Annotated in this window: 13 protein-coding genes; 5 read left to right on the top strand and 8 right to left on the bottom strand. The window is 64.9% G+C overall.

Annotated elements, in window-relative coordinates:
- Positions 1-131: 131 nt before the first annotated feature.
- From CCR94_RS02025 to CCR94_RS02035, 3 genes are all read right to left on the bottom strand, one after another.
- Positions 132-590 (bottom strand): DUF4238 domain-containing protein, encoded by a 459-nt coding sequence (locus tag CCR94_RS02025; protein WP_104506218.1) that lies wholly within the window; start codon positions 588-590, stop codon positions 132-134.
- Positions 591-830: 240 nt separating this feature from the next.
- Complete coding sequence (locus CCR94_RS02030) at positions 831-1751, bottom strand: DUF2865 domain-containing protein (RefSeq protein ID WP_158254577.1); 921 nt, start codon at positions 1749-1751, stop codon at positions 831-833.
- A 22-nt stretch (positions 1752-1773) separates the two neighbouring features.
- A complete protein-coding gene (locus tag CCR94_RS02035; protein ID WP_104506220.1) occupies positions 1774-3147 on the bottom strand; it encodes a class II 3-deoxy-7-phosphoheptulonate synthase in 1374 nt (457 codons plus the stop codon).
- Between the two features lie 137 nt (positions 3148-3284).
- Between CCR94_RS02035 and CCR94_RS02040 the strand changes: the two genes are divergently transcribed.
- Complete coding sequence (locus tag CCR94_RS02040) at positions 3285-4649, top strand: TAXI family TRAP transporter solute-binding subunit (RefSeq protein WP_104506221.1); 1365 nt, start codon at positions 3285-3287, stop codon at positions 4647-4649.
- 3 nt (positions 4650-4652) lie between these two features.
- Here the strand turns inward: CCR94_RS02040 and CCR94_RS02045 are convergent, their stop codons facing one another.
- Positions 4653-5006 carry a PadR family transcriptional regulator gene (locus CCR94_RS02045; protein WP_104506222.1) on the bottom strand — a complete coding sequence of 118 codons (354 nt, stop codon included), beginning with the start codon at positions 5004-5006 and terminating at the stop codon, positions 4653-4655.
- A gap of 97 nt (positions 5007-5103) precedes the next feature.
- Here CCR94_RS02045 and CCR94_RS02050 point away from each other — a divergent pair, with 97 nt between their 5' ends.
- Both CCR94_RS02050 and CCR94_RS02055 read left to right on the top strand, forming a co-directional pair.
- Positions 5104-5475, top strand: a complete 372-nt coding sequence (locus CCR94_RS02050; protein WP_104506223.1) for a cupin domain-containing protein — start codon at positions 5104-5106, stop codon at positions 5473-5475.
- Positions 5476-5698: 223 nt separating this feature from the next.
- Positions 5699-7150 carry a helicase HerA domain-containing protein gene (locus tag CCR94_RS02055; protein WP_104506224.1) on the top strand — a complete coding sequence of 484 codons (1452 nt, stop codon included), beginning with the start codon at positions 5699-5701 and terminating at the stop codon, positions 7148-7150.
- A gap of 19 nt (positions 7151-7169) precedes the next feature.
- On the opposite strand, the gene CCR94_RS02060 is transcribed toward CCR94_RS02055, so the two are convergent.
- Positions 7170-8066 (bottom strand): flagellin N-terminal helical domain-containing protein, encoded by an 897-nt coding sequence (locus CCR94_RS02060; RefSeq protein ID WP_158254578.1) that lies wholly within the window; start codon positions 8064-8066, stop codon positions 7170-7172.
- 370 nt (positions 8067-8436) lie between these two features.
- On the opposite strand from CCR94_RS02060, the gene CCR94_RS02065 reads away from it, so the two are divergent.
- Positions 8437-8958, top strand: coding sequence for a CreA family protein (locus tag CCR94_RS02065; RefSeq protein ID WP_104506226.1), 522 nt, complete (start codon positions 8437-8439; stop codon positions 8956-8958).
- Positions 8959-9072: 114 nt separating this feature from the next.
- Here CCR94_RS02065 and CCR94_RS02070 read toward each other — a convergent pair whose 3' ends face one another.
- Both CCR94_RS02070 and CCR94_RS02075 read right to left on the bottom strand, forming a co-directional pair.
- Positions 9073-9426 (bottom strand): hypothetical protein, encoded by a 354-nt coding sequence (locus CCR94_RS02070; protein WP_104506227.1) that lies wholly within the window; start codon positions 9424-9426, stop codon positions 9073-9075.
- A gap of 139 nt (positions 9427-9565) precedes the next feature.
- Positions 9566-11032 (bottom strand): protein adenylyltransferase SelO, encoded by a 1467-nt coding sequence (locus CCR94_RS02075; protein WP_104506228.1) that lies wholly within the window; start codon positions 11030-11032, stop codon positions 9566-9568.
- 384 nt (positions 11033-11416) lie between these two features.
- On the opposite strand from CCR94_RS02075, the gene CCR94_RS02080 reads away from it, so the two are divergent.
- The gene (locus CCR94_RS02080) at positions 11417-11785 is read left to right on the top strand and encodes a hypothetical protein (protein ID WP_104506229.1); all 369 of its coding nucleotides are present in this window, start codon (positions 11417-11419) and stop codon (positions 11783-11785) included.
- Positions 11786-11813: 28 nt separating this feature from the next.
- Here CCR94_RS02080 and CCR94_RS02085 read toward each other — a convergent pair whose 3' ends face one another.
- A complete protein-coding gene (locus CCR94_RS02085) occupies positions 11814-15068 on the bottom strand; it encodes an efflux RND transporter permease subunit (protein ID WP_104506238.1) in 3255 nt (1084 codons plus the stop codon).
- Between the last annotated feature and the right edge of the window lie 2 nt (positions 15069-15070).

A 15070-nucleotide genomic window follows, 5' to 3' on the forward strand; every position in this document is an offset into this window, starting at 1 on the left:
AGGATGCCTCACGCATTCGCAAGAACCCGGACATCGCCGCCCGCCTGCGATCTTTCGCGTACAACCTGCTCAGGGCCGCTGGGTGCGACAACATCAAAAACGCCCGCTGGCGCGCCGCACTCGATCTCAATCTAATCCTCGCTATGCCTCGACTGTATTGAGAACTGAACAGCCCTGCGTTCCAGTAGCGGCAGGAAGGACGCTTCGATCTCCGCGTGATAGTCCTCAAGCGCATTGGTGCGGAGCGTATCGATGAGACCATCCACTTCTACGGATTGGCCTTCGAACACTGCCGGAGCAGTGACGAGCTTCAGGAAATCTTCGTGACTCTTTCGCGTTAGCGGGTGCAACCCTTCGACGTCAATCAAGAGCAGTCGGATCAATGCGATATCGGCCGGTGTCAACTTGCCGATCTTGTAAAAATCGCGCTCGACCGCAACAGCCGTTGTACTCGTCCTGAATATTCGGTCATCCGCCAAGCAATAGACCTCTCCGTCATCGGACCACGCCTTCAGGTAGCGTTGCCAGACGTGATGCTGCCGACGCTTTTTGACGGTGGTCCGGCCGAACGGAATAGCCTCACGCTGCATGTTTAAATTGATAACCTCGGCCGCATAAAGTTAGATAGCACTATAAGCTTTTCTTGTGGCTAGCAGGAGGCCGAAAACGCTTTCCACACGACGAAAGGAAAGAACGCTTTGCGCGAACTATAGCTATCTGAACGGACCGACTGCTAAGGCCGACACGGCGCGGCCGAATTGAATGTCGGAAGGTCGCCTCCGAACCGGTCCCGCCCGTCGCCCGAAAGCGCCGACCCTCCAGCATAAAGCCTAAAACAGCCCAGGCGGATCGAGCGGCGACACCGGCGGCGGCTCCGGCTTGGCTCTCTTTTTCGGCTTGACCAGCGCCTTCTCGTCAACTTTCGGGCCGGGTTGGACGTGCGAGCGGTCGTCGGCCTGTTTCGGGGTCAGCGGACCCTCGCCGGGACGCTCACCGTCTATATCGGTCAAAATTTGTTCGGCCCGCCCCAAAACCTCGGCCCAACCCTGCCTGGGCTTTTTGCACGCGCAGGAGGGGTCGAACTTCTTCTGATATTTCAGCGCATTGGGCAGGTCGTCGTAGCGGTCGCCGGAGTCGGCCGACAGGGCGTTGGAGATGTCGGCCTGGGCGACGCGGGAATAGAGTCCGACCTCGGCGTCGGGGCAGAGCGCCTGACACAGGTCGCGCAAGGCTTCGACCCGCGCGCCGGTCATCGCCGGCGTCAGCGGAAAGTAATAGCCGTCGCATTTGCGTACGCAAACCGCTTCTCCGCCGCCGCGCGGGGCGCCTCTGGACTCGCGCGGCGGTTCGTCCTCGACGGGCGTTTCGCCGCCGCATTGCTGAGCATATTGGGCGATCAGCGCCTGGCGGCGGCCCATGTCGGCGCCGCGCACGCGCATCGACTCATATTGCGCCCGCATGGCGGCCAATCTTTGCCTGATTCCGCCGCATTCGGGCGGCGGCGGCGACCCAAAAAACAGGAATTGCTGATTGTTGCAGCCGATCGCGTCGGCGCGGGCGGCGAGGCGCTCGTAGTCCACGCGCACTTGCGCCGCCGCCTGCGCCTGGGCCGAGTCGCCGCGCGGCGTGGAATCGATGGCGGCGCGCAGCCGTTCGCAATCGAGCGGCTGCGCCAAAGCCCCGGCCAGCGGCGCGGCGCAAAGCAAAGCGACCGAGAGCCGGATCAGGCCGCGCGCGATCCGCCTTGCCATGGCCGCCCCCCAACCGGCGGCTTTACTCCGCCGCATGCGCTGACGCGGAGGCCAGACGGTCGCGTTTCAGCTTTTCCGCGACTAGGAAGGCGACCTCGATCGCCTGTTCGGCGTTGAGGCGGGGATCGCAATAGGTCATGTAGCGCGAACGCAGGTCGGTTTCCGACAGAGCGCGGGCGCCGCCGGTGCATTCGGTGACATTATTGCCGGTCATTTCCAGATGGATGCCGCCGGCATAGGACCCTTCGGCGCGATGCACGTCGAAGAACCCGCGAATTTCCTGCATCACCTTGTCGAACGGCCGGGTCTTGTAGCCGCCGGCGCTGACGGTGTTGCCGTGCATCGGATCGCACGACCACACCACTTTGCGCCCCTCGCGCTGCACGGCGCGGATCAGCGCGGGCAGATGGTCTCCGACCTTGTCGGCGCCGAAGCGCGAGATCAGCGTCAGCCGCCCCGGCTCATTGCCGGGGTTGAGTATGTCGATCAGGTTCAGCAGACCGTCCGGCGTGGTGGAGGGGCCGCATTTCAGGCCGATCGGATTTTTTATGCCACGCATATATTCGATATGGGCGTGGTCGGGCTGTCGGGTGCGGTCGCCGACCCAAAGGAAATGGCCGGAGGTCGCATAAAACTCTCCGCTGGTCGAATCCACGCGGGTCAGCGCCTGCTCATAGCCGAGCAGCAGCGCCTCATGCGAGGTGTAGATGTCGGTCTGGCGCAATTCCGGGTGATGCTCGGGATCAAGCCCGATGGCGCGCATAAAACCGAGCGTTTCCGTGATGTGATCGGCCAGCTTGGCGTAGCGCTCGGATTGCGGGCTGTCATGGACGAAGCTGAGCATCCAGCGATGGGCGTTTTCCAGATTGGCGTAACCGCCGCTGGCGAAAGCGCGCAACAGGTTGAGCGTCGCCGCCGACTGGCGGTAGGACATCAATTGCCGCCGGGGGTCGGGCTCGCGCGCCTGCGCGTTGAACTCGATGTCATTGACGATGTCGCCGCGATAGGACGGCAGCGCGACGCCGTCGATGGTCTCGTTGGGCGCCGAGCGCGGCTTGGCGAATTGTCCGGCGATGCGGCCGAGCTTGACCACGGGCATGGACGCCCCATAGGTCATGACAACGGCCATTTGCAGGAAAACGCGGAAGAAATCGCGAATATTATCGGCGGAATGCTCGGCGAAACTCTCGGCGCAATCGCCGCCCTGAAGCAGAAAAGCCTCGCCGGCGCAGACTTTCGCCAGTTCGTTCTTGAGCTTGCGCGCCTCGCCCGCGAACACCAGCGGCGGGAAGCCGGCGATCTGCTTCTCCACTTCGGCCAGCGCCGCCTCGTCCTTGTAGGTCGGGACCTGGACGATCGGCTTGGACCTCCAGCTCTCGGGCGACCAGCGTTCCATTTTGACTCTCCGCGCGACGTCTCGCGTTAATTCTTGCCAGGGGGCCCTATACACCACATGCGCGCCAAGGCCAATGTTTCGGAAAACATCGTGGTCAAACCAAGACGTTCGGGCGATATTGCGCCGGAGGTGAGGACATGGAAGAACATGCGCCGGAGCCGGCGTGGGAGGCCGCGCCGCGCAGTCGCGTCGGCGTCGGCTGGCGCGTCTTGCTGGGGCTGGCGCTGTTCGCGCTGACCCTGCTCTCCGCCACGCTGGCGATCAAGGCGGGGCGGATGTGGTTCGAGCAGGCCGCGTCCGTGAAATTCTGCGTCACGCGCGGCGGGATCGACGAGCGCTTCGCCGAACGCCTGGAGCGGGTCACGGCGACCCACACCCGGCGCATCCGCATCGCCCTCACGCCCGCGCCGGATCCGGCGACGGCGTTCGAGCGCCACGAATGCGATCTCCTCGTCGCCCGCGCCGATGCGAAACTGCCGGGTTCCGCGCGCGCGCTCGCCGTGCTGGAAAAGGACGTGGTCGTGCTGATCGCCCATCGCGGCAAGGAGCCGGCCACGGGCGCGGCGCTGCGCAACCGGAAACTGATCCTGGCGAGCCCGGCGCCGGCGAATGAAGCGCTGTTGCGCGCCATCCTCGCCGCCTACGGCCTGCCGCGGGACGACCGCCGCACCATCGTTCCGCCGGATGTGGCGGGCGTGGAGACGGCGTTCCGCGCCGGCGCCGCCAATCTCATCTTCGCTGTCGTCCCCCAGTCGAAATTGCTGCAAGGCAATCTGCTCCATGGGCTGACGCAAGAGAACAATGTGAGCTTCGCCGATATTCCCGAAGCGGCGGTGCTGGTGAAAAAAATCAAGGGCCTCGCCGAGGAAGCGGTGGAGAAGGGCCTGTTTTCAGCCTCGCCGCTGCTGCCGGGCGACGATTTGTCCACATTGTCGCTGGAAGTGCGTCTGGCGACGCGCGGCGGCCTGCGCGACGCCACCGCCGCCGAACTGACCCGTCTCATTCTGGAGAACAAGGGGGATTTGGCGCTCAACGGCGAATTCGCCGACGCCATCGCGCCGCCGGACACCGACAAGACCGCGCCGCTGCTGGCGCACCCCGGCGCCGCGCAATATGTCGATGACGACGAAAAGAGTTTTGTCGATCTTTATGGCGACTATCTCTACCTCGGCGCGCCGGTGGCGGGCGCGGTCGGTTCGTTCATGGTCTGGTTGTTCAGCCGCTGGACACGCGGCTCCGCGCGCTCGGCCGGCGATCTGACCCAGCACGTGCTCGACATAGCCGCGCGGGCTCGCAATGCGGAGACGGTGGCCGAACTCGAGGAGGCCGACGAGAGCCTCGACCAGATCCTGCACGAGGTCTTGACCGCATTGCGGGGCAAGACGCTCGGCTCGGAGGGGCTCGACGTGTTCCGACTCGCCTATGAGCAGACACGGGAATGGATTCGCGCGCGGCGCCGCGCGCTGGCGCGCCGGTCCCGGGCGCCGGCGGACAAGGTCTGACCATCACGCCTCAGGGCGCTTCAGCTTGCCGTGAGCCTCGACGAAGAAGGCGAGATTGGCCATGCGGTCGCGTATGTCCGCCAGCCAGAAATCGAGCCGGTCCCAGCCCGCCGCCGTCAGGCGATAGACGCGGATCGCCGGTCCGGCGCCGGATGTGTCCCAGTCGCCAGCGATCTCGCCCTCCTTCTCCAGAGTTTTCAGCGTCCGGTAAACGGCCGCGGAATCCGTCTTCAGGCTGGGCAGGTCGCGGTTGAGCGCAGCTTGCAGCGCGCCTCCGTGCATGGGCGCCCGCGCCAGGGCGAGAAGGACGAAGGCGGGCAGGTGACGCGATTGCTGGCGAGGTGATGTCGTTGACATAGTACTGTGTCTCACAGTATGATGATTTCATCATCATATAGCGTGTCGCAGCGCAGCCCGTCCAGCCCCGCGCGGCGCAAAGGGCAAGGAGCCGACCATGTTGAAGAAAGCTTTCGCCGAGATTCCCGCCGTCGTGATGGACAAACCCGGTTTTCAGGGCATGACCGCGCGCTTCGCGCTGACGCGCGACGACGGCATGCCGCATTACGCCTTGCGGATCATGGACTTCGCGCCCGGCGGCCAGACTTCGTTCCACGACCACGCTGAGGAGCATGAGTTCTATTTTGTCGAGGGCGAGGCGGCGATCGTCGGCGCGGGCGGGGAGGAATTGCGGGTTGAGGCCGGCGACGTCGCCTATGTCGCGCCAAACGAGCCGCACCAGTTGAGAAATGTCGGATCGGTCGTCCTGCGCGTGATCTGCACCGTGCCGATCCTGCCGGGCCGGGACGGCAAGGTCGCGGCCGGCTAAGCAGGATTTCCGAGAAGCAGCCGCCGGTTTTTGGAAAAGATCACGCGAAAACAAAGCGTCTAGAGCGCGTTGCGGTTCCGTGAAAACGCATCGGGCTCCAGGGCCTCGGCGCTTCCTGATCCCGCCGTGGGCGGCAATTCCCTGTGCATGGTTTCGCCAACGGCCTTGGCCGCGCGCGGAAAAATGCTATCACCCCTGTCCCACGCGACAGAACGGGAAACGGATGGGGCGCTCAATCGACATCGGCGCCGGCTCTCTAGGCGCGCCGGCGCATATCGATCTTGAAGAATTGCTCGCCACGCGCCTGCTGGTGCAGGGCAATTCCGGCTCGGGCAAATCGCATCTGCTGCGCCGCTTGCTGGAGCAGAGCGCCGGGCTGGTGCAGCAGATCGTGATCGACCCCGAGGGCGATTTCGTCTCCCTGGCGCGGCGCTATGGCCATCTCGTGCTCGACGCCGCCGAATGCGAGCGCGATCTTGCAGCCATCGCCGCGCGCGTGCGCGCCCATCGCGTCTCCGTCGTGCTCAATTTGGAAGAACTGGAAGTGGACGCGCAGTTGCGCGCCGCCGCGCAATTTTTGGGCGCCCTGTTCGACGCCGACCGCGCCCTGTGGTATCCGGCCCTGGTGGTGGTGGACGAGGCGCAATTGTTCGCGCCCGCCGCCGCCTCGGACGGCTCAGACGAGGCGCGCCGCCAGAGTCTGGGCGCCATGACCAATCTGATGTGCCGGGGCCGCAAGCGCGGCCTCGCCGGCGTGATCGCCACCCAGCGCCTCGCCAAGCTCGCCAAGAATGTGGCGGCGGAAGCCTCCAACTTCCTGATGGGCCGCACCTTCCTCGATATCGACATGGCGCGCGCCGCCGATCTGCTCGGCATGGAGCGCCGTCAGGCCGAAATCTTCCGCGATTTGCAGCGCGGCGCCTTCATCGGACTGGGGCCGGCGATCTCGCGGCGTCCGCTGCGCGTGAGCATCGGCGATGTCGAGACGGCGGATCGCGGCGCCGCGCCGAAATTATTGCCGCTGCCGGAAGCGCATGAGGCGGAGGCGCTGCAAAACCTGATCATGGCGCCCGGCGCACCGGCGCCGGCGCCGCGCATGAAACGGGCGCCGAAGCCGGAGCTGTTGCAGGAGATTTTCTCGCAAATCGAGACGCCCGCGCCCGATATCATCGCGGCGCCGCCGCCGGAACTGACGGATGAGGAGCGTGAGGCGGTGATCGAGGAGATCATCGGCCAGATCGTGGGCGAGGAAAAAGCCGCGCAACAGGCGGCGGAAACCCTGCACCGCGACTTTCAATTACGTTGTCGCATCCGCCGCCTGGGTCCGAACACGCCGGACACCGCCGAGTTTCGTCGCCGGCTGACGATCTTCCGCGCCAAGGAAAAGTTTCCGGAGGCTTTGGACGAGGCGGGCTGGCGACGGGCGGTCGATCTCGCGGCGCGGCTGCCGGGCGACTTGCAGAGCGTGTTCCTCTATCTCAGCCGCGCGGCGGTCGCGGGCCAGCCGTGCCCCGACGACGCTGAGATCGCCGGCTTCTTCGGCAGCGCCTCGCCCAGCCGGGCGCGGCGCATGCTCGGCCAGTTGGAGCAAAGCGAACTGATCGTGGCGCGCACCGATTTCGAGCAGCGCCGCATCATCGCCTTCCCGGAACTTGGGTTTGAGACGGCGGCGTGATCAGCCGCCGGCCTCATGCTCAGCCGGCGCTCTGCTGGAACAGTTTCAGCACGTTCGCGCTGGAACGGTTGGCCACGCCCTGCGCCAGAATCGAAAGCTGTTGCTGCACCTGACTGGCGCTCAACTGCGCCGCCACCGCGCCCATGTCCGCATTGTCCATGCCGGCTGTGGCGTTGGCGAGATTGTCCTGGCTGGTGGTGGCGGACGTGTTGGCCGTGTCGACCATATTGCTTAACGCGCCAATGCTTGCGGCGACGTCCTGGAGCTGGGCCTGCGCCGCGTTCAGATTGGACAGGGTCTGCGCGATCTTGGCCGTGCTGACATCGCTGGCGGTGAGGCTGGTGAGGTTGGTCGTCGAGCTTGACCCAGCGGCCTGCGCGGCCTGCAAGGTTCCGGACCCGCCGCTGTTGACCAGATTGGCCGCTGCGACATTGACGCTGTCGGTCTGCGGGCCGCCATCGCTGTTTTCGGCATAGCTGAGCAGAAAAGTGGAGCCTTGCGAACCGCTGGACCCGTCCAGCAGATTGACGCCATTGAGGCCCGCCCCGCTCACGGCGGAGGTCAGCGCCTGTCCCTGGGCCTGCAAGGACTGGAGAATGGCGTTCTGATCGCCGCCGCCCTGGAGCGCGACGAGATTGTCGCGCATGGCGTTGAGGGTGTCGCTCACGGCGCCGATGGCCGATTGGGTGTTGGCCGCCAGCGGCATGGTCAGGGCCTGCTGGCTGCTCGACAGCGTCGACACCGCGCCGGCTTGGGAATAACTTGCCGTCGCCATGGCCCAGAGCGCCATATTTTCGCTGGAATCGCTGACCGACTTGCCGGTCGAGAGCTGCTTCTGGGTGATCTGCGAGGAGGATTGCGCCGCGGACGTGTTGCTCGTGGCTTGAGCAGACGCGGAACTCCAGGAAACATACATATCAGGCTCCATGGTTCAATACTGGCGGCCGCCGGCGCCGGAAACTTCGGGACATCAGCGCGATCGGACCCGAGGCGCCGCTGTCTGAACAAGTCATGCGCGTAATCTTTAGTGAATTCTACTTCAGGTAGCGGAGTTGTTTGTTGCGTTGTCAATGCATCAGGCGAACAACGCCGACAATTTTAGCAAAATACAGTCTGAAACAACCGCGCGGCGCGCTCGGCCGAACGCATGGGCGCCGAGGCGCGGCGGCCCGGCCTTGCCCCGGTGGATGCGCCGGTCGCGAAGGGCAGGAGATGGATTTGCTTCGGGGGGCTTCAAATTGCGATGATTGCGCCTCATATATGCGGTGCTTTTGGGAGCGCCAGAAATGAAAACTGTTTTTGCAAAATTGCTGCTCTGCGCCTTGGCGTTGACGCCACTTCCCGCCGCCGCCCGCGCCGACGACGGCGGCCCGGACCTGATCTTCCGTAAATCGACTGTGTTCAAACTGTTGACGCCGAACGACAAGCTCGCGACTTACGGCATCGACGATCCCGTCGTTTCCGGCGTCGCCTGCTATTACACCGTGCCGGAAACGGGCGGCGTCGCCGGAATGTTCGGGGTCGCCGAGCAGAGGTCCGAAGTTTCGCTCGCCTGCCGCCAATATGGCCCGGTCGCCTTCAAGGAGAAATCCAAGCAGGGCGATGTGGTGTTCCGCGAGAGCCGTTCGCTGCTGTTCAAGAAGATGCAGATCGTGCGCGGTTGCGACCCCAAGCGCAACGTGCTGGTCTACATGGCTTATTCCGACAAGCTGATCGAAGGATCGCCGCAGAACTCGACCTCGACCGTGCCGATCCAGGCCTGGGCGGGCGAAGCCGCGCCGAAATGCGGCGAATTCGTCTCTGATTGAGCTTCGAACGGCAAAGCCGGCAAGCGCGCGAGCCTCACCTCGCGCGCTTGTTGTTTTTTGCGCGCGCGGGTGAAGGTGTCACACGCAATCTGAATGATTCACTGGGATTTGGTATCAGTTGCCGCAACTGATGAAGACGTCGTTCTCGCTGATGACTTTTGACGGCGTCTCGCGGATGGCGGTCTTCTGGATCGCGCCGGTGACATCGTCGGCCCGACCGAACGACTTGGCGCCGGAATGGCCATGGGCTTCGCACCAGGCGTCGGCGACGATCTTCGCGCAATCGGCCCTGTCCTTGATGCATTCGTTGACGCCATAGCCGTCGGCGGCGCTGACGATGAAGCTGTCGGCCCTGTCGGTGGGGGTGGCGCGGGCGGTGGAATGCAGCGCGCAGACCACAAACAGGCCTCCCAGCAACGGGATCAGGATGCGCGGGAGAACGTCATGTTCGAATTCACGAAACTTCATCGCCTCGGCTCACAGGCTGACGGCGACGCGCGCCGGAAAATCAGTCTTATGCTTGCGCTCGACGTGTAAAAAAAAGGTTAATTATTTCTTCCGCCTTGCGCGGGACGCCTCATAAACAAGGGAGTCCCGCGCAAAAACCTCATGTGCCGCAAAAAGTTTCGTGAACCACTTCCTCCGGCAGCGGCGGCGCCTGCAAGTCGGCGTCATCGGGCGCGAGGGCGAACGGCGTCTTCAGCGCCGCGCACAGCCGGTTGAACGGCCCCATGTCGCCTGCGTTGGCGGCGGCCAGCGCCTGCTCGACGCGATGGTTGCGGGCGATGAGTTTCGGATTGGCGGCGCGCATCGCCGCCAGGGCGGCGCGCCTGTCGTTCTTTTCCAGCCCGGCGCGCCAGATCGCGAGAAAAGCCGAGGTGTCATCAAGAGCAGCGTCGCCGTCCTCTCCCCCCTCGGCAATTGCAGTCAGACGCAGGAAGAAATTGGTAAAATCGGCCTTGCTCGCGCTCAGCGCCTGCCACATGGCGGCAAAAATCTCTTCGTTGCCGGGATCCCCGGCGGGCAGGCCGAGCTTGCGTTCGAGGCCGGCCGCGAGGGCTTGCGCATAAATCGGCTGAAAAGTCTCGACGCTCTCCTGCGCGAGTCGCAAAGCTGTTGCGTCGTCCTGGTCGAACAGCGGCAAAAGACTTTCCGCGAGCCGCGCGAGGTTCCATTGCGCGATGGAGGGTTGCCGGTTGTAGGCGTAGCGGCCGGCGGCGTCGATCGAGGAATAGACCTGCCGCATGTTGAAGGCATCCATGAAGGCGCAGGGGCCGAAATCGATGGTTTCGCCGGACACCGCCATATTGTCGCTGTTCATCACGCCATGAATGAATCCGACCAGCATCCATTGCGCGATCAGCCGCGCCTGTCGCGCGACGATGGCGCGGTAGAAGGCGAGATAGGGGTTGTCCGCCCGCGCCAGTTCGGGGTCATGGCGCTGGATCGCCGCATCCGCCAGCGCCCGGGTTCGGATCGGTCCCGCGTCCCCGGCGGCGTCGCGGCCGGCGGCATATTGGAAGGTGCCGACGCGGATATGGCTGCGCGCCACGCGGGTCAGCACCGCGCCGGGACGCGCGCCATCGCGGAACACCGCCGCGCCGGTGGCGGCGACGGCGAGCGACCGTGTGGTGGGAACGCCAAGCCCCGCCATGGCTTCCGAAACGATATATTCGCGCAGCATGGCCGAAAGCGTGGCGCGGCCGTCGCCGCGCCGCGCGAAGGGCGTCGGGCCGGAGCCCTTGAGATGGATGTCGAAAACGCCGCCATCGGGCGCGGCGATCTCGCCCACGATCACCGCGCGGCCGTCGCCCATCAGCGGATTCCACTGGCCGAACTGATGCCCGGAATAGGCCAGCGCGATATTGTCGCGCCCGTCGCCGGGCGCCCCGCCCGACAGCAAGTTGAGCAATTCGGGCGTGTCGGCCTGCTCCGGCAGGCCGAGTTCGCGGGCGAGTCCCTCGTTAAAGGCGACCCATTGCGGCGACGGCGCTGGGGAGGGCGCCGCCGGTTGGTAAAAATCCCTCGGAAGATCGAGGTAAAAGCTCTTACGGAACGGAATTTCTGCGCCCAAGCTTCACCTCGCCAAACTTCGCCCTCTGGTCATTCGTAGTTGGGGGCGTCCGGACGGTGTTGCAAGCGGCGGGCCAGGGTTAACAAGACATGACGGAGGCAAGTCCGGGCGCGGCGCCATTCCGGGATTGTTGGACCGGGCCGGGAACAAAGCGCGCGCGAATCGGCGATCTCGCCTAACCTCATGGGAAAGATGAAGAATTCGTCTCGCTGGCGCGCGCCCCGCCGGGTCGAAACGGGATTTCGCGACCAGACCGGGACCGGAACGGGCACGAATCACTTTTCACGCGCAACGACACATCGCGCCAGCTTGCACAAGGCATTGCCTGACCGGCGTCAAGGCGCCAAACTTAGGCCTCATCCTACCCGCACGCCCGGAGGGCGCATGACGCCGCAAATCCTTGTCATGATTCTCGTTCAATCCGTGGGCGCCGGGCTCGGCGGCTACGCCCTGTTTCTCTGGTTCAAGAAGGCGCGCAAGCCGACGGTGATCGGTTTTCACGTCGTCGCCGGCCTTGCCGGCATCGAGACGCTGGCCGCCAACATTCACCTCAGCGCGTTCGCCGCCGACTCGCCCGTGCGCGCGCTCGGCATTCTGGCGTTGGAATTTTTCGCCCTGTCGGTCTTGACCGGCGTCGTCGCCGCGCTGGTCGGCAAGCAGCGCCCGCAACTCGCCAATGTGCTGCTGGCGATCCATGTCGGCAGCGGAGTGCTGGCTCTCTTCACCGCATTGTCGTTCGCGCGCGCTGCCTGAGCGGGCGAAAGCCGGCCTTCGGCGCCCGTCACGCGGCGTCGTAGTCCGGCCCGCCGCGCAGCGCCACATAGATCGCCGGAATCACCAGCACGGTCAGCGCGGTGGAGGAGGCGAGGCCGAACAGCAGCGAAATCGCCAGCCCCTGAAAAATCGGGTCGCCGAGAATGGTCACGGCGCCGATCATGGCGGCGAGCGCCGTCAGCACGATCGGCTTGAAACGGATCGCGCCGGCTTCGAGCAGCAGCGCCTTCAAACCTTGCGAAGCGTCGCCGTGGCGCACGAAATCCACCAGCAGGATGGAATTGCGCACGATAATGCCGGCGAGCGCGATGAAGCCGATCATCGAGGTCGCGGTGAACGCGGCATGGAACAGCCAGTGTCCGAACATGATGCCGATGAAGGTCAGCGGCAACGGCGTGAGGATCACCAGCGGCAGTTTGAAACTCCTGAACTGCGCCACCACCAGAATGTAGATCCCGACCAGCGCCGCCAAAAAAGCCGCGCCCATGTCGCGAAAAGTCACCCAGGTGACTTCCCATTCGCCGTCCCACAGCAGGCTCGGCTTGCTCTCGTCGAGCGGCTGGCCGTGCATGATGATTTCGGGTTTCGCGCCCGCCGGCCAGTCCATTTTGTCCAGCGCCGCATCGACGGCAAGCTGGCCGTAGAGCGGCGCCTCGTAAGCGCCGGCGAGTTCCGCCTGAACCATTTCCGCCGCGCGGCCGTTGTGACGGAAGATGGGGAAGGACGACAGTTCCGTGGTGACGCGGGTGACGTCGCCGAGTTCGACGATGGAGCGGCTGCCGGGCAGGGTGTTGGCGGGAACCGGCGTGGTCAGCGCCAGCTCATTCAACTCGCGCGCGTTCTTGGCCAGTGCGAGGCGGATCGGCAGCGGCTGGCGTCCGCCGCGATGCGAGTAGCCGACGACATCGCCGCCATAAAGCCGGCGCAAGGTGTCGAACACGTCGCTTTGTTGCACGCCAAAAAATTCCAGCGAATCCTGGTCGATCTCGATTCTTTTGCGCGGCGCCTGAACGCCAAACGAGTCGTCGACATCGACGATGAAGGACGAGGCCTCGAACGCCTTGCGCACCTGCGCCGCCACCGCGCGTCGGGTGTCCGCGTCCGGCCCGTAGATTTCGGCCAGCAGCGTGGACAAAACCGGCGGCCCCGGCGGCGGCTCGACCACCTTTAGCGAGCCATGCGGGGGCAGGGCGATGCCGTGCAATTTTTCGCGTATGTCCAGGGCGATGGCGTGGCTGGCGCGCCCGCGCTGGTCCTTGGGCGACAGATTGACCTGCACGTCGCCGGCTTCCGGCGTGGCGCGCAGATAATAATGCCGCACGAGGCCATTGAAATTGAACGGCGCCGCCGTGCCCGCGTAACTCTCGAACGACTGGATTTCCGGCACGTCCTTCAACCGCTGCACTGCGTCGGCCAGCACGCGGTTGGTTTCCTCGACCGAGGTTCCGGCGGGCAGGTCGGCCACCACGGCCAGCTCCGGCTTGTTGTCGAACGGCAGCAGTTTGACGGTGACCAGCTTGAAGTAAAACAGGCTGAGCGAGGCAAGCGTCGCGATCCCGACGAGGGTCAAGAATTTCTTCGCCGATTTGCGGCTGTGCAGCACAGGCTTGGCGACGCGCCGATAGAACGCGCCCATCTTGCCGCCGCCGGCGGCCTCGCCATGATGCAGCGGGGCCTTTCCGGCGATCTTCAGCATCAGCCACGGCGTGACGATCACCGCCGCGAAGAAGGAGAACACCATCGCGGCCGAGGCGTTGGACGGGATCGGGCTCATATACGGCCCCATCAACCCGGACACGAACAGCATCGGCAACAGCGCCGCCACCACGGTCAGGGTGGCGACAATGGTGGGATTGCCGACCTCCGAAACGCCGTCGATGGCGGCCTGCGTGCGCGATCTGCCGTCGCGCATCGCCCCGTCGGGGGCGATATATCGCCCCCGTTCCATAGCCCAGTGCCGCGCGATATTTTCGATCACCACAATGGCGTCGTCCACCAGAATGCCGATGGAAAAAATCAGCGCGAACAGGCTGACGCGGTTGAGCGTGTAGCCCATGATCCGCACGGAAAACAGCGTCAGCAGGATGGTGGTGGGGATGACCACGGCGACGACCAGCGCCTCGCGCCAGCCGATGGCGAAGGCCACCAGCGCCACGATGGAAATTGTGGCGAGGCCGAGATGGAACAGCAGTTCGTCGGCCTTTTCATTGGCCGTCTCGCCGTAATTGCGGGTGATCTTGACCTCGATATCGCCGGGGACGGCGGCGCCTTTCAGATGCTCAAGCTGTGCGACGATGCGCTGCGAAATCACCACGGCATTGGCGCCGGCGCGCTTGGCGAGCGCGATGGTCACGGCGGGCGCGGATTGCAGCGCTCCATCGGGCGCGCGCGTGAAATGGGCGACGCGGGTTTCGTTGGGCTGATCGACCAACACGACCTTGGCGACATCGCGCAGATAGACCGGGCGCCCGTCGCGCGCGGTGATGAGCAGATTGCCGATTTCCGGCAGGGTTTGCAGCGTGCGCCCGGCCAGCGCCTCCACCTGCAGCCCGCCGTCGCGGACCGGACCGAGTTGCAGCGCGCTGTTGGCGCCCTGCGCCTTGGCCGCGAGCTGTTGTAGCGTCACGCCATAGCGCGCGAGTCCGGCCGGGTCGGGCTCGATGCGGATTTCCCGCGCCTGGTCGCCGACGAGATAGGTCAAGCCGACATCTTCCAGCTTGGCCAGTTCGGTGCGCAATTCGCGCGCGACATCGGTCAGCGCCCCGGCGGTCCAGCGGCTGGCCGCCTCGGGTTTGGGCGTCAGGGTCAGCGTGACGATGGCGACATCGTCGATGCCGCGCCCGACGATCAGCGGCTCCGGCACGCCGGCCGGGATACGGTCCATATTGGCGCGGATTTTTTCATGCACGCGCAAAATGGCGGCGTCGGTGGACGTGCCCACCAGGAAGCGCGCGGTGATCACCGCGCGGTCGTCGTAGGTTTTGGAATAGACGTGCTCGACGGCGTTGATGCCCTTGACGATGGTTTCGAGCGGCTCCGTCACCAGTTTGACCGCGTCCTCGGCGCGCAAGCCATTGGCCTGCACGACAATATCGACCATGGGCACGGAAATCTGCGGCTCCTCCTCGCGCGGCAGCGTGACGAGGGCGAACAGGCCGAGCGCCAGCGCGGCGATCAGCAGCAAAGGCGTCAGCGGCGACGCGATAAAAGTTTTCGTCAGCGCGCCCGCAAGGCCGAGACCCTTGTCTTTGGTCCCGCTCATGG

This window comes from Rhodoblastus sphagnicola (assembly GCF_002937075.1).
Classification (GTDB): Bacteria; Pseudomonadota; Alphaproteobacteria; order Rhizobiales; family Beijerinckiaceae; genus Rhodoblastus; species Rhodoblastus sphagnicola.